The following is a 20,846-nucleotide window of genomic DNA, read 5'->3' as shown; positions in this document are numbered from 1 at the left end:
GCGGTGCAACCTGCTTGTGATTGCGGCGCGTGGAACTAGCGCGCTTCCGACAATTTCCGCGTCGGCGCCGGCAGTTCGGGAAGGGGTGCGCGGGCCGCCGCGACGGCGGTCGAGACGACGATGGCGTCCTCGATCAGGCCAGTGGCGAACTGGCCGCCCTTGCGCATCGCCACCATGCGCGCGGCGAAGGTAGCGTAGGACGCAAGCACTGCCGTGGCACCGGCTACCGCAGCGGCGGCGAAGCGCTCCTTGCGCGGCGAGAGCGCCATGCCGGCGAACGCCGCATTGAAGCTGCGGATGATCACGGCCGCCGGGATGATCCGATCGGGCGCGCTCTTCTGCTTGTCGCCGACCAGTTCATACGTGGCGAGCGCCGTGGTGCCGAGCGAGATCAGCGGGTTGGCGAGGAACTTCGGCGCGCCATTGTCGGCGGGCAGGGTGCCGGTACGTGCGGCATTGGCGACAACGGCAAGCGGGGTCATCGAACGGGCACCGGCGACGAGGCCGATCAGGATGGAACGCAGCATTAGGGTCTCCGCCAAGGAATGCGGGGGCTTAACGGGCGAGGCGGGGAAGGGCTCCGTCGCACCGGGCTTTCCAGATGCGATTTGCTTTGCTTGAGTGCGCGCCATGCCTGCACTCGATGACGCGCACCACGAAACCTTCCACCGACTGGTGCCGCATCCGGACACGCCGCCGGCCGCGATCTCCGCAGTCGATGTCGAGCTGATCGACACCGATGGCGCCGACTTGATGCTGCGCTATGTCGTGCGCGACAGCGACGGGCTGGTCGTGCCTGCCCCGCAATCGCCGGGCCGTGCGGACGGGCTGTGGCAGACCACCTGTTTCGAATTGTTTCTGCGCGGAGCGGGCGAGGGCTATTTCGAATTCAACTTCTCTCCCTCGGGGCAATGGGCGGCCTATGCCTTCGATGCCTATCGCGCCGGCATGCGGGAATTGGAACTCGGCATCGATCCCCATGTCGAGGGCGAGCGCGCCAGCGGCATGTTCACCTTGGATGCCGACCTCGACCTCTCCGATCTGCCGCCGACCGCGCTCCACGTGAACCTGAGCGCAGTGATCGAGGAGGCCGACGGCACCAAATCCTATTGGGCGCTCGCCCATCCGGCCGGTAAGCCCGACTTCCACGATCCGGCTTGCTTCATCCTCGAACTCCCGGCAGCACCGCGCGCATGAAATTCGGCATCGACCGGCTGCTCGCCGACCCGACCCTGCGCAAGCCTCTCGGAGGCAAGCGTGTCGCGCTGCTCGCGCACCCCGCCTCGGTCACCGCGGACCTGACCCATTCGCTCGATGCGCTGGTCGCCGCCGGGCTCAACGTCAGCGCCGTGTTCGGACCGCAGCACGGCGTACGCGGCGACCTGCAGGACAATATGATGGAGTCGCCCGACTTCACCGATCCGCTTTATGGCATGCCGGTGTTCAGTCTCTATGGCGAGGTGCGCCGCCCGACCGGCCAGTCGATGGGCACGTTCGACGTGATGCTGCTCGACCTGCAGGACGTCGGCTGCCGAATCTACACCTTCGTGACGACGTTGCTCTACGTGCTCGAAGCCGCGGCCGAGCATGGCAAGTCGGTCTGGGTGCTCGATCGCCCCAATCCCGCGGGCCGCCCGGTCGAGGGGCTGACCCTGCTGCCGGGCTGGGAAAGCTTCGTGGGCGCCGGCCCGATGCCGATGCGCCACGGGATGACGCTGGGCGAGATGGGCGCGTGGTTCATCGATCACTACAAGCTCGACGTCGATTACCGGGTGATCGCGATGGAGGATTGGGATCCTGCGGCGGCGCCCGGCTTTGGCTGGCCCGCCGAGCGGCCGTGGATCAACCCCAGCCCCAATGCGGCTAACGTCAACATGGCGCGCGCTTATGCCGGCACGGTGATGCTCGAAGGCACCAGCCTTTCCGAAGGGCGCGGCACGACACGCCCGCTCGAACTGTTCGGCGCACCCGACATTGCCGCCCGCGACGTGATCGCCGAGATGCGCCGCTTAGCGCCCGAATGGCTCGAAGGCTGCACGCTGCGCGACATGTGGTTCCAGCCGACGTTCCACAAGCATGTCGGCCAGCTCTGCTCGGGCGTGTTCTTACACGCCGAAGGGCCCGCTTATTATCACGCCGCCTTCCAGCCGTGGCGGGTGCAGGCGCTGGGCTTCAAGGCGATCCGCAACCTCTATCCCGAGTACGCCCTGTGGCGCGACTTCCCGTATGAATATGTGTTCGACAAGCTGGCGATCGACGTAATCAACGGCGGCCCGGGGCTGCGCGAATGGGTAGACGATGCGGGCGCCGCCCCCGGCGACCTCGACGCGCTGACCCTGCCGGACGAAGCGGCATGGCTGGAAACGCGGCAGCCCTTCCTGCTTTACTAGGTCGGGAAGCAGGAACGGCCGCATTCTGTGGGGAGCGAATGTCGGAGATTGGTGGAAAGCGGACGGGACGACCTTAGCCTTTGGTCATGCTCCGAACAAAGTCGCCGTCCGGCTTCAGCATGTCCAAAAACCGCTTATCTGGTTGTTTACGACAGGCCTCGATTGCGGCCTTCCACTCTCCATCAAAATTCGTGGCACCACGATCGCCCGATCTTAGAGCTTGCATGGCGACCATGCCCTTGACGGTGCCATATATGCGATCCTTCTTGTCAGAAGGCCAAGTACGACTCCACCAGTCTGAGTCCTTCACCGCCTGATTGCACCGGTATTGGGCCAGACCGTTAGAGCCACGAAAGTTCACGTGACCATACTCTAACGAGAGATTAATCGGTATAGTGACCGCGTGTCCCTCTACGTCACGGGCGGGAGAAAACAGGAAAGAGCGCACGTCAGTCAACGCCTGCCGATCGATGATGTCAGACCGGCTACTTACCTTGATTGCTGGCTCGTAGATCTTACCATCTTCGCCAATAATGCCCGAGATAAATACCTCGCCATACTCGCCTGACTCAATTGCGGTGGTGGGACGGATGTAATCCGGCTCAATTTTCAGAACCGGTCTCACTGCCATACGAGCTTTGTTAGCGGTCGCCTGCGCTAGTGCGGGTGTTTCGATCTGTTGAGGAGCGATAGGCGCACTCGATACTGTGCCAGCGACTTGAACGCCAAAAACCCCTGTCACGCCGGTGCCCATTGATGACGTGTTGGCAGCGGCTTCTGTCCCAAGAAGAAGCGCGAGAACGGCGGGCAGGGTGTGCATTGGGCAGGTATCACGCGGGGCGCGTACGTCCGCAAGTGGGCGGGAGCCGCCATTACGGAAAATTGGTGGAAAACGGGCCTTCTCTTTTCGTCACCCCGGGCTTGAATCGGGGTCCCGCTTCTTCTGTCTTTTAGGCAGGGTTCAGAAGGTCGAGGCGGCCGGGTCTAGATCATGGCGGATCGCTAGCTCGGGACGCTATAGGTGGGCGTGACTGCGAACCTCGCCGCGCGCGTCCCGCAGCATCGCACCGGGCCGGGTCGGATTTCTGCCGCCGATATGTGCTGGATCGGCTCGTCTGGCCCGAACACGCGGTTTCCATCACCGATTGCATCGCGCAGGAAAAGCGCCTGAAGCGCTGGCGCAGCGAATGGAAGTTCGCCTTGATCGAAGGCATGAATCCCGAGTGGCGGGATTTATTCGATCAACTCGCCTGACGCCAGAAGAAGCGGGACCCCGGGGTCAAGCCCGGGGGGACGCGTGGTGGGCAAATGTCCGCAAACGGGGTTAGCCGACAGGTCGCTTTATGAGCCTGAGGCCTAAGGTCAGGAAGCTGAGGGCCGCTGCGTTTGGGGGTTGAAGATGCGCCAATACGGTTATGGTGCGATCTTCTTAGTTTCGCCGACCCATGTTCCCAAATCGCCCGTATTCAGTGCGCCCCGCGACCGGCAGGGTTCCTGCTGCCACGATCCGGCTCCCCCTGGGCCGGTGCGGAGCAATTGCGTCCCCGCGGCATTCCGCTTAACGACCCCTGCATGCTGGCGGGGCTTATTTTTGCAATCGAGGAGGCGAGCGACCGGCCGGGTACGCTCGTCGCGACGCTGCCGTTTGGCGGCATGACCTTGCTCGAATATCAGATCCGGCTGCTTGCCGGCGCGGGCGCGGACCAGGTGCTGATTGCGGTCGGCCGCGTGACACCGGCGCTGCTCGCCGCGGTAAACCGCGCGACACGGCGCGAGGTCGAGATCGAGATTGTCCGCTCGGCGGAGGAAGCCGCGGAAAAGATGGAGCCGGGCGCGCGCGTGCTCGTGCTGGCCGACGGTCTGGTGACCACCGATCCGGTGATCGACAAAATGGCGGGGGAGGGTAGCCATGCGCTGCTCGTCACCGACGATGCCGGATCGCCGGCGGCGATCGAGCGGCTCGACATGCGTGACAGCTGGGCAGGCATTGCGCGCATCTCGGTCGACCAGCTCGGCCAGATCGCCCAGATGCCCGAGGATTATGATTTCCAGTCGGCGCTGCTCCGCGTCGCCGCGCAATCGGGCGCCGAACATATCCCGCTCGCCGCGGGCCGGGTGCGGGGTGGCCACGCCGTCGAGCGCAGCGTCGAAGGGCTCGCCGCGCGCAATACCGGCGTGCTCGCCGCGCTGACCGAACGCCGCGTCGATTGGGCCGATCGCTGGATATTCACGCCGATCGCCCGGATGGCGCTGCCGCGGCTGGTGGCGCGCAACGTGCCGAGCTGGGCAATCATCGCCGGTTCGGGGCTGGTGTCGCTGTTGTCGCTGGTCGCAATATCGTTCGGCTGGGAAGGCACCGGGCTGGTCGCCGCGCTGCTTGCCACGGCGGGCTGGGCGACCGGCGCAGCGATGGCGGCGCTGCGCGGCGAGGAAGCGCGCGCAGTGCGGCTCGAACAGGCGATCTTCCTGCTATTTGGCGGCGTCACCCTGCTGCTCGGCGGCAGCGAACGGGAAGTGACTCATTCTGCCACGCCGATGGTACTCGCACTCGTCGCGGTGGCGGCGCAATTGCTGGTCGAGCGTGCGCCGTCGCGGCATTTGCGCTGGTGGGCGAGTCCTGCCGCGCATTTGCTGTCGCTCACGCCGTTCGCGCTGGCCGGCTTCGGCCAATACGGGCTCTATTTCGCCGCCGCTTATGCCTTTGCCACGCTCGCTGGTGCGGTCGAAGGCACGCGGCAAAAAGCTTAGCTTCGTTTTAACGACAGTTCGCTACTATGAGGTCGATGTCGGACAATCCGGTCGACGCACCCGGTCGCGCCCCTATCGGCGCCCATGAACTGCTTGCACGTGCGGCGGCGTCGGATTCGCGTGCCCGGCGCGTTCTGGGCGTGACGATCGACGATTTCTTCCTGCTCGACGAAGCGCGACTCGACGAGCGCACGCGCTCTGCGCTTGGCGCGCTGATCGTCCAGCTGGTCGAGACGGTCGAGGCCGAGCTGCGCGCGCATGGCGTGCGCCTGCTCACCGCGCGGGGGGAGCCTGCCATTGCCGCGGCGCTCACCCAGCCGCGCGGCGCGGTGCTGCTGCGGCTCGCGCAGACCGGGGTGCTGCGTGACCACGAATTCATGGCCGAGTTGATCGCGCGCGTCCGCCAGGATGCGCTGGGCGCCGCGCTGGCGATGCACGCCCCGGAAGATCCCGAGCGCCCGAGCCTGCTCAGCCGGTTTGTCCAGCATCCCGATCGCGTGCTCGCGGCGGGGGCGATGGCGGTGCTCGTCGCCGAGAGCCGCCGTCGCGGCAGCGCCGAATTGGTCCAGCTCGCCCAGACCGATCTTCCGGCAGAACTGCACCATCGCCTCGTCTGGTGGGTCGCCGCCGCGATGCGCGCGCGCGTTGCCGAGGGGATCCATGGCTCGCTGACCCTGTTGGATGGCGCGCTGTGCGACGCGGCGCAGCGCAGCCTGGGCGCCTATGACGAAGGCGATCGCCTGGAGGCGGCGGCGATGCGCTTCGCCGGAGCGATCGACCCGCAGGCCGACGAATTGCCGGGCCTGCTCATCGAATCGCTCGGCGACCAGCGGATCGTGCTGTTCGTCGCCTTCCTCGCCCATGCGCTGGGCATTGGCTATGCGCAGGCGCGGGACCTGGTGCTCGACCCCGGTGCCGAACGGCTGTGGCTCGCCTTGCGTGCGCTCGAACTGGGACGCGATACGATCGCGCAGGTTGGCTATGCGCTGTGCGAGGCCAATTCGCGGCGCGACGTCGAAGCCTTTGCCGATCTGCTCAACTCGATCCTGGCGGTCGGCGGGCATGCCGCGCGCGAGGCGATCGCGCCCTTGCGGCTTCACCCTGATTATCGCGCCGCGCTGATGGCGCTCGAGCGCCGGAATCCGTTGCGGTGAACGTGATCGATCCCACGCTCCCCCAGGCGGTTGGCCAAATCGACCGACGCGGCCGGCTGCTCGATGCCGAGTCGCGGCTGCTCGAACTCAACCAGCGTGCCGGCGGCCAGATCGGCGCGCCGCTGGCGATCCCGGCGATCGCGGCGCTCGCGCGGCTGGCGCAGCGGCTGGGCATTTCGATCTCGCGCAACGTCGTCGCGGCCGATGTCGACGACGACATCGAGCTTTGGGTGCGTGCCGAGCCCGACCAGGGCGGCGTGCGCCTCGAGGTCAGCGGCTGGCGTCCGCGGCCTGCCTGGCGTGCGCCGGTGGGCGAGCAGGACCGCGAAAGCGACTTTTTCCGCGCCGCGGCCGATTGGCTGTGGGAAACCGATGCGGCGCTGCGCATCACCTATCTCTCGCTCGAGGCGGGAACGCGCTACGGCTTCGATACCAGCGCAATGCTCGGCCAGCCGCTCACAAGGCTGTTCCGGCTCGAGCAGGACGAGAGCGGCAATCTGCCGATCCTGACCGCGGTCGCGGCCCAGGCGCATTTCGACGGCCAGCAGGCCGAGCTGCGCGGGACCGGCCGGATGGTGCGGCTCGAAGCGACGCCGCGCAGCGATCCCGCGGGTCGCTTTGCTGGGTTCGTCGGGGGCGCGCACATGCTGGGCACTGCGCCTGCAGCGCAACCCGACGAGTTTGTCGAACCCGTGTCCGACACGCCGTTCGGCACGTTCCCCGACAGCTTCACCCAGCGCCTTGGCCGCGCCCTGCGCGGGCCGCTGGGCAAGATCATCGCCAACGCCGACTCGATCAGCGCGCAGACCGAGGGTCCGCTCAAGCCCGATTACGCCGAATACGCCGCGGATATCGCCAATGCCGGGCGGCATCTGCTCGGCCTGGTCGAGGACCTGGTCGACCTGCAGGCGATCGAGCGCGAGGATTTCTCGACGCTAGCCGAGCCGATCGACCTCGCCGATGTGGCGCGTCGGGCATCGGGGCTGCTTGCGGTGCGCGCATCGCAGTCCGAAGTGCGGATCGACAAGCCGGCACTCGATGAACTGATGCCCGCGACCGGCGAATTCCGCCGCGCGCTGCAGGTGCTGGTCAATCTGATCGGCAACGCGGTGCGCTATTCTCCGCCGGGCGGGATGGTGTGGATCCGGCTCGAGCGCGAAGGTGGTCGTGCGCATGTCATCGTCGCCGACCAGGGCAAGGGTATCGCCGTCGAGGACCAGGCGCGGATCTTCGAGAAGTTCGGGCGAGTCGATCCGACCGAACCCGGCGGGAGTGGCCTTGGGCTCTACATTGCGCGCCGGCTGGCGCGGTCGATGGGCGGTGATTTGAGCGTCGACAGCGCACCCGGCATGGGCGCGCGCTTCGTCTTCTCGCTGCCCGCCAGGGACTGAGGGCGCCCGCCACGCGGCGGACGCCCCGATACTTCAGCGACGGCGGCAAACCGTCTCGCGATGATGGTGGCGCCACTCGGTCCAGCACACGCGGTGCGAGCGGCCGCGATACGAACGCCCGCGATCCCAGCCATGATGGCGGCCACGATCCCAGCGGCGATCATGATCCCGATCCCAGCGGCGATCATGGTCACGATAGCGGCCATGGTCATATTGGCGCTCATAGCCTCCACGGTGATCGCGGTAGCTCTGCGCCTCGGCCGGTGCGGCGCTGGCGATGCTGGCAACCGCGAGCCCAGCAGCGGCGATGATCTTGGCGAACTTCATCTCTGCATCCTTCTCTCTTCAGCCCCACTGGAGACTGGATAGCGAAGGCCAGTGTTCGCGTTGCTGAATTGAGTTGTTCGCTGAGGTTCAGGTTCGCGTGTTACCGCACCGGCCGGAGCCGGTGCGGCGCACGGGATCAGCGCTTGTCGACGGCGACGTAATCGCGCTGGGTGGGGCCAGTGTAGAGCTGGCGCGGACGGCCGATCTTCTGCTCTGGATCCGAGATCATCTCGTTCCACTGCGCGACCCAGCCGACAGTACGAGCGAGCGCGAACAGCGCGGTGAACATCGTCGTCGGGAAGCCGATCGCCGAGAGGATCACGCCCGAATAGAAATCGACGTTCGGGAACAACTTCTTCTCGACGAAATAATCGTCCTTGAGCGCCATTTCCTCGAGCTGCAGCGCGACTTCGAACACCGGATCGGTGACGTTGAGTTCCTTGAACACCTCGCGCACGGTCTTCTGCATCACGGTCGCGCGCGGATCATAGTTCTTGTAGACGCGGTGACCGAAGCCCATCAGGCGGAACGGATCGTTCTTGTCCTTGGCGCGGGCGATGAACTCGGGGATGCGCTCCGGGCGCCCGATCTCGTGGAGCATGTTGAGCGCGGCTTCATTGGCGCCGCCATGTGCCGGGCCCCACAGGCAGGCAATGCCCGCCGCGATGCAGGCGAAGGGATTGGCGCCAGACGAACCGGCAAGACGGACGGTCGAAGTCGAGGCGTTCTGCTCGTGATCGGCGTGGAGGATGAAGATGCGGTCGAGCGCCTTCTCCACCACCGGGTTCACTTCATACTTCTCCGCGGGGACGCCGAAGGTCATCCGCAGGAAGTTGCCGGTGTAGCTGAGGTCGTTGTCCGGATAGAGGAACGGCTGCCCGACCGAATACTTATAGGCCATCGCCGCGATCGTCGGCATCTTGGCGATCAGGCGGTGCGACGCGATCATGCGCTGCTTCGGATCGGTGATGTCGGTCGAGTCGTGATAGAAGGCCGAGAGCGCGCCGGCGACGCCGCACATCACCGCCATCGGGTGCGCGTCACGGCGGAAGCCGCGATAGAAGGTCGCGAGCTGTTCGTGCAGCATCGTGTGGCGCGTGATCGTGCGCGTGAACTTGTCGAGCTCGTCCTGCTTGGGCAGCTCGCCGTTCAGCAGCAGATAGCTGACTTCCATGAAGCTCGAATGCTCGGCGAGCTGGCCGATCGGATAGCCGCGATGGAGCAGAACGCCTTCGTCACCATCGATGAAGGTCAGCCCCGACTCGCACGACGCGGTCGAGGTGAAGCCGGGATCGTAGGTGAACATCCCCGTCTGGCCATACAGCTTGCGGATGTCGACGACATCCGGACCGACGCTTCCCGAAAGAATTGGATACTCAACGTCTTTCCCCGCAACCTGCAGCTTGGCGGTGTCGCTCATATTGGTCGTCCTCGTTTTGGCCAGGAATCAGGCCTTGGTCATTTGATCCGCGATGCGGGCCAGGCTTTCCTCGCGTCCCAGCAATGCCAGAACGTCGAAGATGCCCGGAGAGGTGCGTCGCCCGGTGAGTGCGGCGCGCAAAGGCTGCGCGACGGCCCCGAGTTTCACTCCCGCATCGTCGGCGACGGTGCGTACCGCCGCTTCGAGCACTTCCGTATCCCAGGTCGCTGCGCCGTCAAGCGCGGCATATACCTGAGCCAGCAGCGCCGGCGCGTCGCCCCCTAGCAGAGCCGCCGCGCCCTCGTCCAATTCCAGCGGGCGGGCGCGGAACAGGAACATCGCGCCGTCGGCGATTTCGTTGAGGTTGGCGGCACGCGGCTTGAGCGCCGGCATCGCCTGGGCAAGCAGCGCGCGCTGCGATTCCGAAGCTTCGAAAGGCAGCCGCGGCGCGACCAGATCGGCGAGTCGGGCATCGTCGGTCGCGCGGATATAGTGGCCGTTGAGGTTCTCGAGCTTCTTCAAGTCGAAGCGCGATGGGCTCTTGCCGACGCCGGCGAGATCGAACCACTCGATCGCCTGATCGCGGCTGATGATCTCGTCGTCGCCATGACCCCAGCCGAGACGAAGAAGGTAGTTCGAAACCGCCTCCGGCAGTAGCCCGAGCTCGTCGCGATAGGCATCGACGCCCAGCGCGCCGTGACGCTTCGAAAGCTTTGCGCCGTCCGCGCCGTGGATCAGTGGGATGTGGGCGTAGGTCGGCTCTTCCCAACCCCCCTCTACGGCATGCATGGCGCGATAGATTGGCAGCTGGCGGAAGGCGTTGTTGAGATGATCGTCGCCGCGGATGACATGGGTGACGCCCATGTCGTGATCGTCGACTACCACCGCGAGCATATAGGTCGGCGTGCCGTCCGAGCGGAGCAGGACCATGTCGTCGAGCTCGCTGTTGTTGACGGTGACCGAGCCCTGGACCTTGTCCTCGATCGTCACGCTGCCTTCGCGCGGCGCCTTGAGACGCAGCACGAACGGTGCGCCTTCGGGTGCCTCGCTCGCGTCGCGATCGCGCCAGCGGCCGTCATAACGCAGCGGCTGCTTGTTGGCGCGCTGCTCGGCGCGCATCGCTTCGAGATCTTCGGCGGTGGCGAAGCATTTATAGGCATGACCGGCGGCGAGCATCTGGTGCGCGACCTCGGCATGGCGCGCGGCGCGGGCGAATTGATAGACTTCCTCGCCGTCCCAATCGAGGCCGAGCCAGCGCATCCCGTCGAGGATCGCGGCGATCGCGGGCTCGGTCGAGCGCGCGCGATCGGTATCCTCGATCCGCAGCAAGAACTTGCCGCCGTGATGGCGGGCGAACAGCAGATTGAACAGCGCGGTGCGCGCGCCGCCGATATGGAGGAATCCCGTGGGGGACGGCGCGAAGCGCGTGACGACAGGCTTGGCTGCGCCGGTATCAGATGTTGCGCTCAACCGCGCGTGCTCCCAGACTTGATGATCCATGGCCAGTTCAGCCGCCGAGGCCCCTAGCACGGGGTTATCCGCCCTTCAAATGGGGGTGCGGCAGCGCTTTGCCCAGGCGCGGGACGGACTCGAGCGCTGGCTGGAGGCCGAGCGCGAGCAGTTGGCGCTGTGGCTGCCGGTGCTGTTCGGCGCGGGGATCACCGCCTGGTTCGTGCTTCCCGACGTCGCGCGCTGGATCGCCGCGATGCTGGGCGGGCTGGCGATGGGGATGGCGGGGCTGGCAATCCCCGGCGGTGGACGGGCTTCGCGCGCAGCGGCGATCGGTGCGCTGGCCTTTACGCTGGGGTGCGGGCTGATCTGGTGGCGGGCGGAGCGCGTGGCGGCCCCGGTGCTGGCGCGGCCGGCGCTGGCCTCGCTCGATGCGCAAGTGGCGCGCGTCGAGCAGCTGCCGGCGCGCGCGATCGTGCGGCTGACGCTGCTGCCGATGGGCCGAAGCGACCTGCCCGCGAAGATCCGGGTGAATGTCGCCGAAGGCGATATGCCGGCAGGCGTGACCAACGGCGCGGTGCTTCGCCTGCGCACGCGGCTGATGCCGCCGGCGGAGCCCGCGGTGCCCGGCGCGTATGACTTTGCCCGAGTCGCCTGGTTCGCCGGACTCGGGGCGACCGGGAAGGGGCTCGCGCCGATCGAAGTCGTGCGGCCGGGCGTGGCGACGAGCGACCTGCGCGCCCGCCTTTCCGCGCATATCGAGTCGCGGATCGCGGGCAGCGGCGGCGGCATCGCCAGCGCCCTGGCGACCGGTGACCAAGGCGCAATCAGCGAGGACGATTCAGACGCGATGCGGCGTTCGGGGCTGGCGCATCTGCTTTCGGTAAGCGGGCTGCACGTCACCGCGGTGACCGCGGCGGCGATGCTGGTGGTGCTGCGGTTGCTCGCGCTCAGCCCGATCCTGGCGCTGCGCTGGCGGTTGCCGCTGGTCGCGGCGGGGGCAGGGGCGCTGGCGGCGATTGGCTATACGCTTCTCACCGGCGCCGAGGTGCCGACAATCCGATCGTGCGTCGCGGCGCTGATCGTGCTGCTGGCGCTGACGCTGGGGCGCGAGGCGATCACGCTGCGGCTGGTGGCGACCGGCGCGCTGATCGTGCTGCTGCTCTGGCCCGAGGCGCTGGCCGGCCCCAGCTTCCAGCTGAGCTTCGCTGCAGTGACGGCGATCGTTGCGCTCCATGAGAGCCCGGCGATGCGGCGCTGGTTCGGCAAGCGCGAGGAGGGCCGGCTACGGCGCTTTGGCCGGGGACTGGGATCGCTTCTCCTCACTGGCATCGCCGTCGAACTGGCGCTGATGCCGATCGCGTTGTTCCACTTTCATCAGACCGGATTGTATGGCGCTCTGGCCAATATCGTCGCGATCCCGCTGACCACCTTCGTGATCATGCCGCTGGAGGCGCTGGCGCTGGCGCTTGACGCAGCGGGGGCTGGCGCGCCGGTCTGGTGGCTGACCGGCAAGGCGCTCGCGCTGCTCCTGGGGCTCGCCCATGCCGCGGCGTCGGCGCCGGGCGCTGTCGCGGCACTTCCGGCGATGCCGGGCGGTGCTTACGGGCTGATGGTCGGCGGCGGATTGTGGATCGCGCTGTGGCGGACCGGGATGCGCTGGCTCGGCGCCGCGCCGCTGGTCGCGGGCGCCGTCTGGGCGTTGTTCACGCCGCCGCCGGACCTTCTCGTCACCGGCGATGGGCGGCACCTCGCGGTCCGCACCGCGAACGGCCAGATGGCGCTGCTCCGCGATCGGGCGGGGGACTATGTCCGATCGATGCTCAGTGAGAATAGCGGCGCCGACGATGGCCTCACCGATCTAGCTAGCATTCCTGAAGCCCGATGCAGCGCCGATCTGTGCCTGGTCGACGCCATAAGCGGCGGACGGCGCTGGCGCGTCGCCGCAACGCGCAGTGCCTATCTGGTGGCGTGGCGGGAGATGGTCGCGCTGTGCAAGGACGCCGACATCGTCGTGAGCGAACGGCGATTGCCACCGAGTTGCACCCCGCGCTGGCTCAAGCTCGATCGTCCGACGCTCGCCCGGACCGGCGGGGTCGCCATCACCTTCGCCACCGCGGGCGTGACGACATCGCGCGGCAACGGACAGCATCCGTGGCGCAACCCGCCGACGGTCCAGCCTCCCTATCCGCAGGAGCGCGCGGGTCGGCGTCCGGACACGAAATCATTAAGCGCGTATCGGCACTGAACCCATGCCGGGTGGCATTCGACATGGAAGGGTACACCAGCGTCACACGATCGGCAGGTCCTGCGCGCTGTCGCATCTATCGATATGGCAAAGATCGACGGAGGTCGCCGGCCGGAAAGCCAGGCAGCTCGAATTCTAGACTGCAAGCCCGCAAGACTGCACGACGACATCGCGAGGGAACGGTCGGTATGTGCATCCGCGAATATGCCGCGTCTATCCAATCGAATCCTGCGAGGCCGAACCCGACCTTGCCCCGTTCCAGGAACTCGATCGCAACGGCGACGGCAATGTCGCGTGGAACGAGTTCCTGGCCTGAGCCTCAATAGCGGCGCAGCAGCCCGGCGAGCTTGCCCTGGACCTTGACCTGGTCGGGGCGATAGCGCTGCGGATCATAGGAGCGGTTGGCCGGATCGAGCCGGACCATCGCGCCTTCCTTGCGGAAATATTTGAGCGTCGCCTCGGCATCGTCGATCAGCGCGACGATGATCTCGCCGTCGCGCGCCGTCTCGGCACGGCGGATCAGGGCATAGTCGCCATCGAGGATGCCGGCCTCGACCATCGAATCGCCCGCGACCTCGAGTGCATAATGCTCGCCCGCGCCCAGCAGCGCGGCGGGGACGGGAAGCATCGTCGACCCTTCGAGCGCTTCGATCGGGGTACCGGCGGCGATGCGGCCGTGCAGCGGGACTTCGATCACGTCGTTGGCCGGCGCCGGCAGCGTGGGGGCCGGAGCTTCGGCACGCGGCGCCTTGGCGGCCGGCTTCTTGGTCTCGCCGCCGCGCTCGGGCATGCGAAGCACTTCGAGCGCACGCGCGCGATTGGGCAGGCGGCGGATGAATTCGCGCTCTTCCAGCGCACTGATCAGCCGGTGCACGCCCGACTTGGATTTGAGGTCGAGCGCCTCCTTCATTTCCTCGAACGAGGGCGACACGCCGGTCTCGGCCAGGCGGTCGGCAATGAAGCAGATCAGCTCGTGCTGCTTGCGCGTGAGCATCGGGGTTCTCCTGTCTGGAACAGACTGGGAACGTTTATGCAATGTTCTCTGCGCTTGTCAAGCGAGGTCGAGGATTTCCACCGAGTTGCCCGCAGCCAGCGCCGGCGCGAGGACCGGGCGGACGATCAGGCAGGTCGCGCGCGCGAGCGTCGAGAGCATGCCGCTGTCCTGGCGCGCGGCGGCGAAGGCCTGCCCGTCGCGCAGCTCGGCACGCAAATAGTCGGTGCGCGCGCCATTGGCGGGTAGGGGCGCGCCGAGGGGCACCGAGCGCGTCCTGGGGAAGGGCGCAGACGCGCCGGCGAGATGCGCGACCAGCGGCCGGACGAAGAGATGCGCAGTGACGAAGGCGGAGACCGGGTTGCCGGGGAGCCCCAGCACCAGCATCGCGCCGCGCTTGCCCGCCATCATCGGCTTGCCGGGCCGCAGCGCGATCCGCCAGAAGTCGATCGTCGCGCCTGCAGCCTCCAGCGCAGGGCGGACGAGATCGTGATCGCCGACCGATGCGCCGCCGCTGGTGACGAGCAGATCGGCCTCGACTTCGCGGAAGGCGCGCTCGAGCACTGCAAAATCGTCGGGCAGGATGCCGAGATCGACGATTTCGACTGGCAGCCCGGCGAGCTGGGCGATCAGCATCAGCCGATTGGTTTCGGGAAGCTGTGACGGGCCGACGGGCTGGCCGGGCAGGACCAGTTCGTTGCCGGTCGCCGCGAGCGCGACGCGGACGCGACGGCGGACCGGAAGTTCGGCGTATCCCGCCGCGCCGGCGAGCGCGAGCCTGGCGGGGGTCATCAGGTCGCCCGCGCTCAGCAAAGCCGCTCCTTCGTGGAAATCGAGGCCGCGCCGGCGGGTGTTGCGGCCCTGATGCGCCGGCCCTTCGCCGGCAAGCAGCAAGCGATCGCCTTCGCGCGCGGCTTCTTCCTGGACCAATACGGTATCGGCACCGGAGGGAAGCGGCGCGCCGGTGAAGATGCGCACGGCCTCGCCCGCGTTCAGCGCGCCGGCAAAGCCAAGGCCGGCGGCGCTCTCGCCGATCACTGCCCACGGTCCGGGCATATCGGCGAAGCGAATGGCATAGCCGTCCATCGCCGAAAGATCGGAAGACGGCTGGGTGCGAGCCGCGATCACATCGGCGGCGAGCCAGCGTCCTGCCGCCTCGGCCAGCGGCACGGTTTCCGCCGCAACGGGGCCGGCAAGCGCGAGTAGGCGCGTCTGCGCTTCGGCGAGGGGGAGGAGTGCCATGGCGCGCCTTGTGCCCGACCGAGCGCCGCGCGCAAGGGGTCAGCTCGCCGGGCGGCCCGAGAACATGCCGAGCTCGCTCGGGCGCAGGGGCAGGCGGAATTCGCACAGGATGCGATTGTGACCGACTTCGAGCACCGCGGCGGGGCCGCCGCCGATCTCGGGCATCGCTACCCAGAGCTGGGTGCCGACCGCGACTCGCGCGCGTGTCTCCAGTTCGACCAGATGCGCAGTGAGCGCGCAGACCCGCGCATTCCACCAGCGTACGCCTTCGCGGACGCGCGCCGGCGCATCGAGCCGGATCGCGTGCTTATCCGGAATCAGGCTCTCGCCCTGGACGATCGGCGCGGTGCCCCCGCTCGCGAGATGCTGCTGCGAGTTGCGCAGCCAGGGCATCAGCGTCTGCCAGGAAAGCTCTTCGTCGAAGGCGACTCCGGCCAGATTGCCGCGCACCCAGCGGATCGATCCGCGCAGCGGCCGCAACCCGTCAAAGGTGAGATTCGCAGTCTCGCCCGCGGCGAGCTCGACCTTGCCCTCCAGGCAGGCGCCGCCCTGCGAGATGTTGCGCGTCCGGGCCAGCACGGTGCGGCGGCCGGTGCGGATGCTCACTGCCTGTTGGACTTCGACCCGCGGCATGTTGCGACGCTCGGCCGGCAGGCTGGCAAGGTTGCGCGCGATCGCGCCGATCACGTCGATGCGGTCGTCGAAGATCAGGCCGGCTTCGCCATGCTCACACCAATCGATGCGACCTTCGATACGCTGGCCGTTGGCGAGTTCCAATGCCAGCGCCTCGCCATGTTCGAGCCTGGCGGCGAGCGCGAGCGTTGCGCCTGCGGCGCTTAGCTTCTGGAGCGAAACCGGATAGCGTTCGGTTGCCGAGACCAAGTGCGCCGCATCGAACTCGGCATGCGCGTCGCCATCCGGGACAATCGCCCTGGGAAGATCGGCGGCAAGGCTGAAGATGGTGGCGGAGCGGAGCCCCTGTGTCATGGTGATTTTCCGAAGCTCGACGCGCGCCGACTCTGGCGCCGCGGCTTGAAAGAGCGGTTAAGACACAGGGTTGTGGAATCCCTAATGCGCGGAATTCATCGCGCCCAGTCGCCGGACTTGCCGCCGGTCTTGGTAAGCAGCCGGATCTCGCCGATCACCATGGCCTTATCGAGTGCCTTGGCCATGTCGTAGAGCGTGAGCAGCGCGACGCTGGCGGCAGTGAGGGCCTCCATCTCGACGCCGGTCTTGCCCTCGGTAGCGGCAGTGGCGGTAACGGTGACGCCAGTCTCGTCGGGGGCAAGGTCAATCGCGACGCGCGTGAGTGGCAGCGGGTGGCAGAGCGGGATCAACTCGGCGGTCTTCTTCGCCGCCATGATTCCGGCGATCCGCGCGGTGGCGAGCACATCGCCTTTCTTGACCGCACCCTCGCGGATCGCTGCTGCCGCTTGTGGCGACATGGTAATGCGGCCCGCGGCGACGGCTTCGCGGATCGTTACCGCCTTGCCGCCGATATCGACCATGCGCGCCGCGCCGGTCTCGTCGAGATGGGTAAGGCCGCTCACCCCACCAGCGCCCGCGTCGCGGCCTCGATATCGTCCTGGCGCATCAGCAATTCGCCGATCAGGAAGCAGCGAATGTCGTGCCCGGCCATCGCGTCGAGGTCGGCGCGGCTGGTGAGGCCCGATTCGGCAACGAAGGTACAGTCCTTGGGCGCGTGGCGGACGAGATCGTAGGTTTTCTGGAGATCGACTTCGAAGGTCTTGAGATTGCGGTTGTTCACTCCGATCAGTCGGGAGTGGAGGCGCAGTGCGCGTTCGAGCTCGTCGGCGTCGTGGACCTCGACCAGCACGTCCATGCCCTGGTCGATCGCTGCGGACTCGATCTCGGCCATCTGGGCATCCTCCAGCGCGGCGACGATGATCAGGATCGCATCGGCGCCGATGCGGCGCGATTCCTCGACCTGCCAGGGATCGACCAGGAAATCCTTGCGGATGACCGGCAGGTCGCAAGCGGCGCGCGCGGCGATCAGATAGTCCTCATGCCCCTGGAAATATTCGAGATCGGTGAGCACCGAGAGGCAGGCCGCGCCGCCGGCCTGATAGGCGCGGGCATGGGCGGGCGGATCGAAATCGGGGCGGATCAGGCCCTTGGAAGGACTGGCTTTCTTGATCTCGGCGATCAGGCCATAGCCGCCCGCGGCGATGCGCGCATCGAGCGCCGCCTTGAAACCGCGCACCGGGGTCGGCGCCGGATAGGCGGTCGGGCTCGCCTTGCGCATGGCGACTTCGCGGCGCTTGGTCGCCAGGATCGTATCGAGAATCGTGCTCATGCGAAGGCGATCCAGCAATCGAGAAGCGTGTTGGCAAGCCCGGCGTCGAGCGCCTCGGCGGCATCCTCGACGCCGTCGATCAGGCTATCGGAATGTCCCGCGACCATCAACGCGGCGGCGGCGTTGAGCAGCACCGCGTCGCGATAGGCGCCTGTCTCTCCCTGCAGCAGGCGGCGCAGCGCCAGTGCATTGTGCGCGGGATCGCCGCCGCGGATAGCGCTCAGCGGGTGGCGCGGGAGCCCGGCATCCTCGGGCGTGATCCGCGTCGGCAGCCGAGCGCTGCCGATATTGACGGCGATGCTGTCGCGCTCGGTCGACAGTTCGTCGAGCCCCTCCTCGCCCGAGATCACCGCGGCGGCCTCGACCCCGAGCTGCTCGAGCGCCTCGGCATAGATCGGGGCGTAATCGGGGCGGGCGATGCCGATCAGCTGGCGCGTGACGTGCGCCGGATTGGCGAGCGGCCCCATCAGGTTGAAGATCGTGCGGCGGCCGATGCGGCGGCGCAGCGGCCCGATCCGGGCCATCGCCGGGTGGTGATGCTGCGCGAACAGGAAGGCGATGCCGAGTTCGTGGAGCGACTCTTCGGCGCGCGCCGCGGCAGCATCGAGGTTCAGGCCCAGAGCCTCGAGCGTGTCGGCAGCGCCCGACTTGGACGAGGCGGCGCGGTTGCCATGTTTGGCGACCGGCACGCCGCAGGCCGCGACGACGAGGCTCACCGCGGTCGAGACGTTGAGCGTATGGTGGCCGTCGCCGCCGGTGCCGCACACGTCGATCGCGCCCTGGGGCGCCGTGATCGGGATCAGCCGCGCGCGCATCGCACGTGCGGCTTCGGCGATCTCGATGCTGGTCTCGCCGCGCATCGAAAGACCGATCAGGAAGTCGGCGATCGTCTCTTCGGGAACCTTGCCGTCGAGAATGTCGGCAAAGGCCTGGGCGGCGCTCTCGCGCGCGAGCGGCGTTGCGGGATCGGGGAGGAGGGCGGTGGTCGTCACGGCGCCTCTATCCGGCGGGCCCGCGCGCGTGTCGAGCAAATCCTGCTTGGGGCGCCCAAGCCATGGCTCGGGCGCCCTCGGGGCTATTTCTGCGGCGCCGGGGTCGGCACTGCTGCAGGTGCCGGTGCGGCGGACTGCTGCTGGGGCGCTACGCCGGGCGGAGGCGGGGGAGGCGGACCGCCGCGGTCGCCGTCGCCGCGCGGACCATCGCCGTCGCGATCCCATTCACCGTGCGGCCCGTGATGGCCGTGGCGGCGAGGCTTCGGCAGCTCGTCGGGCACGAGCTTGCCATCCTTGTTGGTGTCGAGCGCATCGAACCGTGTCGTGGCCGTCGCCATCCATTCGGCGCGGGTGATCTGGCCATCATGATTGGCGTCCGCACCGCGGAACGGGCCGGACCGATGATCGATGCTGGCAAAAGCGATCCCGCCCGCCGCGAGCGTTGCGACGATGCCGGCGACCGCAGCGCCGGCGAGTTTCAGTTTCTCAGTCATGCGTGTCTCCATGCGCCCGCAGCGGGCGATGACGGACCAATCGCAGCCCCGCATCGCAAGCGAATTGCAACGGAGGCGGAAAACTGTCGCAAAATGTGCGGCTGGTCAGCCCTCTTCGATGCCGCGCCGCCCCGCCGGGCCGATCGCCAGCTCGCGCCAGTCGAGCTCTTCCTGCAACTGGAGATAACCGGTTTGGCCGACGGCATCGGCGTCGCGCAGGTCGCTCAGCGCGGCGCGCTGGGCATGGATCGCCTTGAGTTTGAGCCGTTGGCGTTCGTTGAAGTCGGCGCAGACGCCGTCGATCGACTCGCGATCGATTTCGAGCTGGCGGCGCGACTCGGTGGCAACCTTGCCGAGTTCGCCATCAATGGCCGCGAGTGCGGCGTCGGCCAGCGATCGCCGGGCTGCCTCCTCCTCGGGGTCGGGCCCGTCGCCTGCGCGCAGGCCCAGGACCCGGATCAGCGGCGACAGGCTGAGCCCCTGGAGGACCAGCGTCGCGATCACCACCGCGAAGGCGGAAAGCACGATCAGGTCGCGTTGCGGGAAGTCGCCCGGCAGCGCAAAGGCGGCGGCGAGCGTGACCAGCCCGCGCATCCCGCACCAGCCGATCGCGACACCCTGGGCGACGCTGGAATGCGGATAGCCGCCGCGCAGCGATTCGAACCGCGCGCTGAGCCGGTTATAGGTCATCACCCACAGCATTCGCGTGCCGATCACACCGGCGACCACCAGCCCGGCAAAGCTCAGCGCCTCGCGCAGCCGTTCGGGCGTCATGCCACCGATGATCTGCCGCGCCTGCATCCCCATCAGCAGGAAGGCGAGCACGTTGAGCAGGAACACCGCGACGCTCCACACCGCGAACGACTGGACCCGGCTGCGCGCATCCGCGGTCACCGCCGGCGATGTCGCGATGAACATCCCCATCGTCACCACGCAGAGCACCGCCGAGAGGCCGAGCCGCTCGGCGACGATCCAGGCGAGATAAGTGTTGGCGAATTCGAGGATATTGCCGCCCAGCGTGCCGCGCGTGTGCGGCACGGCGTGGCTCAGCAGCCATCCCATCGCCAAACCAAGCGCGATCCCGCCGGGCGCGGCAAGGCCGAGCCGCACCGCGACGGCGCCATCGATCCCGCCATGGCTCTGGATCGCGACTGCTGCACTGTAGAGCAGCAGCGCCGAGGCGTCGTTTAGCAGGCTCTCGCCGGTGAGCAATTGGGTCGTGCGGCGGGGCAGGCGGGCGGACTGAAGCACCGTGGTCGCCGCCGCCGCATCGGGCGGGGCGACGATCGCGCCGAGCGTGATCGCCGCGGCGATCGGCAGCCCGGCGAACTGCCAGCCGATCCATGCGACGACCCCGGTGGTGAGCAGCACCGCGATCACCGCCAGCGAGACGAGCGGGCGCCACAGCTTGCGGATCGCGCTGAGCGGAAAGTCGAAGGCGGCGTCGAGCAGCACCGGCGCGACGAACAGCGCCAGCGTGGTGTGCCCGTCGAGCTGGATCGCCGGCGTGCCGGGAAGCAGCGCAACAACCAGGCCCGCGGCGGCGAGCAGAGTCGGATAGGGGATCGACGAGCGCCGGGACACTTGCAGCAGCAGCACCGCCATCAGCAGCAGCGCGACGAGGCTCTCGAAAAAAGTCATGCCGGGTGCGCAACGCACGAAGCGGGAAAGCGCCGCATCGGG

20 protein-coding genes and 1 pseudogene are annotated in these 20,846 nt (G+C 67.6%); 8 read left to right on the top strand and 13 right to left on the bottom strand.

The features are described from left to right. Window positions 1-35 precede the first annotated feature (35 nt). Window positions 36-527 (bottom strand): DUF4126 family protein, encoded by a 492-nt coding sequence (locus tag AB2M62_RS08945; RefSeq protein ID WP_404339534.1) that lies wholly within the window; start codon window positions 525-527, stop codon window positions 36-38. A 103-nt stretch (window positions 528-630) separates the two neighbouring features. Here AB2M62_RS08945 and AB2M62_RS08940 point away from each other — a divergent pair, with 103 nt between their 5' ends. After that, the gene (locus tag AB2M62_RS08940; RefSeq protein ID WP_404339532.1) at window positions 631-1,197 is read left to right on the top strand and encodes a DOMON-like domain-containing protein; all 567 of its coding nucleotides are present in this window, start codon (window positions 631-633) and stop codon (window positions 1,195-1,197) included. Next, on the top strand, window positions 1,194-2,390 hold the full coding sequence (locus AB2M62_RS08935) for an exo-beta-N-acetylmuramidase NamZ domain-containing protein (RefSeq protein ID WP_404339530.1): 1,197 nt from the start codon (window positions 1,194-1,196) through the stop codon (window positions 2,388-2,390). Before AB2M62_RS08940 ends, AB2M62_RS08935 begins: the two co-directional genes overlap by 4 nt. Window positions 2,391-2,463: 73 nt before the next feature. On the opposite strand, the gene AB2M62_RS08930 is transcribed toward AB2M62_RS08935, so the two are convergent. Continuing rightward, the gene (locus AB2M62_RS08930) at window positions 2,464-3,210 is read right to left on the bottom strand and encodes an energy transducer TonB (protein ID WP_404339528.1); all 747 of its coding nucleotides are present in this window, start codon (window positions 3,208-3,210) and stop codon (window positions 2,464-2,466) included. 201 nt (window positions 3,211-3,411) lie between these two features. Between AB2M62_RS08930 and AB2M62_RS08925 the strand changes: the two are divergent. From AB2M62_RS08925 to AB2M62_RS08910, 4 genes and pseudogenes are all read left to right on the top strand, one after another. After that, window positions 3,412-3,644 (top strand): annotated as a pseudogene (locus AB2M62_RS08925) (GIY-YIG nuclease family protein). A 318-nt stretch (window positions 3,645-3,962) separates the two neighbouring features. Next, window positions 3,963-5,138: a hypothetical protein gene (locus AB2M62_RS08920; RefSeq protein ID WP_404339526.1), complete on the top strand. Its 1,176-nt coding sequence runs from the start codon at window positions 3,963-3,965 to the stop codon at window positions 5,136-5,138. Between the two features lie 35 nt (window positions 5,139-5,173). Continuing rightward, window positions 5,174-6,292 carry a DUF2336 domain-containing protein gene (locus AB2M62_RS08915; RefSeq protein ID WP_404339524.1) on the top strand — a complete coding sequence of 373 codons (1,119 nt, stop codon included), beginning with the start codon at window positions 5,174-5,176 and terminating at the stop codon, window positions 6,290-6,292. Continuing rightward, window positions 6,289-7,683, top strand: coding sequence for an ATP-binding protein (locus tag AB2M62_RS08910; RefSeq protein ID WP_404339522.1), 1,395 nt, complete (start codon window positions 6,289-6,291; stop codon window positions 7,681-7,683). Before AB2M62_RS08915 ends, AB2M62_RS08910 begins: the two co-directional genes overlap by 4 nt. Window positions 7,684-7,716: 33 nt before the next feature. Here the strand turns inward: AB2M62_RS08910 and AB2M62_RS08905 are convergent, their stop codons facing one another. The 3 genes from AB2M62_RS08905 to gltX all read right to left on the bottom strand — a co-directional run bounded on the left by AB2M62_RS08905 (window position 7,717) and on the right by gltX (window position 10,930). Continuing rightward, on the bottom strand, window positions 7,717-8,010 hold the full coding sequence (locus tag AB2M62_RS08905; protein ID WP_404339520.1) for a hypothetical protein: 294 nt from the start codon (window positions 8,008-8,010) through the stop codon (window positions 7,717-7,719). Between the two features lie 136 nt (window positions 8,011-8,146). Further along, window positions 8,147-9,430, bottom strand: coding sequence for a citrate synthase (locus AB2M62_RS08900; protein ID WP_404339518.1), 1,284 nt, complete (start codon window positions 9,428-9,430; stop codon window positions 8,147-8,149). A gap of 27 nt (window positions 9,431-9,457) precedes the next feature. Beyond that, entirely contained in the window at window positions 9,458-10,930 is a 1,473-nt protein-coding gene (gene gltX / locus AB2M62_RS08895; RefSeq protein WP_404339516.1) for a glutamate--tRNA ligase, read from the bottom strand. Between the two features lie 49 nt (window positions 10,931-10,979). On the opposite strand from gltX, the gene AB2M62_RS08890 reads away from it, so the two are divergent. Both AB2M62_RS08890 and AB2M62_RS08885 read left to right on the top strand, forming a co-directional pair. Next, window positions 10,980-13,127: a ComEC/Rec2 family competence protein gene (locus AB2M62_RS08890; RefSeq protein WP_404339514.1), complete on the top strand. Its 2,148-nt coding sequence runs from the start codon at window positions 10,980-10,982 to the stop codon at window positions 13,125-13,127. 190 nt (window positions 13,128-13,317) lie between these two features. Next, window positions 13,318-13,443 carry a hypothetical protein gene (locus tag AB2M62_RS08885; protein ID WP_404339512.1) on the top strand — a complete coding sequence of 42 codons (126 nt, stop codon included), beginning with the start codon at window positions 13,318-13,320 and terminating at the stop codon, window positions 13,441-13,443. A 3-nt stretch (window positions 13,444-13,446) separates the two neighbouring features. Here the strand turns inward: AB2M62_RS08885 and lexA are convergent, their stop codons facing one another. The 8 genes from lexA to AB2M62_RS08845 all read right to left on the bottom strand — a co-directional run bounded on the left by lexA (window position 13,447) and on the right by AB2M62_RS08845 (window position 20,804). Further along, a complete protein-coding gene (gene lexA / locus AB2M62_RS08880) occupies window positions 13,447-14,121 on the bottom strand; it encodes a transcriptional repressor LexA (RefSeq protein WP_404339510.1) in 675 nt (224 codons plus the stop codon). A gap of 57 nt (window positions 14,122-14,178) precedes the next feature. Further along, window positions 14,179-15,360 carry a molybdopterin molybdotransferase MoeA gene (locus AB2M62_RS08875; RefSeq protein WP_404339508.1) on the bottom strand — a complete coding sequence of 394 codons (1,182 nt, stop codon included), beginning with the start codon at window positions 15,358-15,360 and terminating at the stop codon, window positions 14,179-14,181. Between the two features lie 39 nt (window positions 15,361-15,399). Further along, window positions 15,400-16,347, bottom strand: a complete 948-nt coding sequence (locus tag AB2M62_RS08870; protein ID WP_404339506.1) for a PilZ domain-containing protein — start codon at window positions 16,345-16,347, stop codon at window positions 15,400-15,402. Window positions 16,348-16,442: 95 nt separating this feature from the next. After that, window positions 16,443-16,910, bottom strand: coding sequence for a cyclic pyranopterin monophosphate synthase MoaC (gene moaC, locus AB2M62_RS08865; protein WP_404339504.1), 468 nt, complete (start codon window positions 16,908-16,910; stop codon window positions 16,443-16,445). Beyond that, a complete protein-coding gene (gene trpC, locus AB2M62_RS08860) occupies window positions 16,907-17,677 on the bottom strand; it encodes an indole-3-glycerol phosphate synthase TrpC (RefSeq protein WP_404339502.1) in 771 nt (256 codons plus the stop codon). Before trpC ends, moaC begins: the two co-directional genes overlap by 4 nt. Further along, complete coding sequence (gene trpD / locus AB2M62_RS08855) at window positions 17,674-18,669, bottom strand: anthranilate phosphoribosyltransferase (RefSeq protein WP_404339500.1); 996 nt, start codon at window positions 18,667-18,669, stop codon at window positions 17,674-17,676. Before trpD ends, trpC begins: the two co-directional genes overlap by 4 nt. Window positions 18,670-18,752: 83 nt before the next feature. Then, the gene (locus AB2M62_RS08850; protein WP_404339498.1) at window positions 18,753-19,163 is read right to left on the bottom strand and encodes a hypothetical protein; all 411 of its coding nucleotides are present in this window, start codon (window positions 19,161-19,163) and stop codon (window positions 18,753-18,755) included. A 105-nt stretch (window positions 19,164-19,268) separates the two neighbouring features. Continuing rightward, window positions 19,269-20,804 (bottom strand): cation:proton antiporter, encoded by a 1,536-nt coding sequence (locus tag AB2M62_RS08845; protein ID WP_404339496.1) that lies wholly within the window; start codon window positions 20,802-20,804, stop codon window positions 19,269-19,271. Between the last annotated feature and the right edge of the window lie 42 nt (window positions 20,805-20,846).

The sequence above is a fragment of the Sphingomonas sp. MMS12-HWE2-04 genome (assembly GCF_044881185.1).
GTDB lineage: Bacteria > Pseudomonadota > Alphaproteobacteria > Sphingomonadales > Sphingomonadaceae > Sphingomonas.
This window is presented reverse-complemented; position numbering and strand designations above follow the sequence as displayed.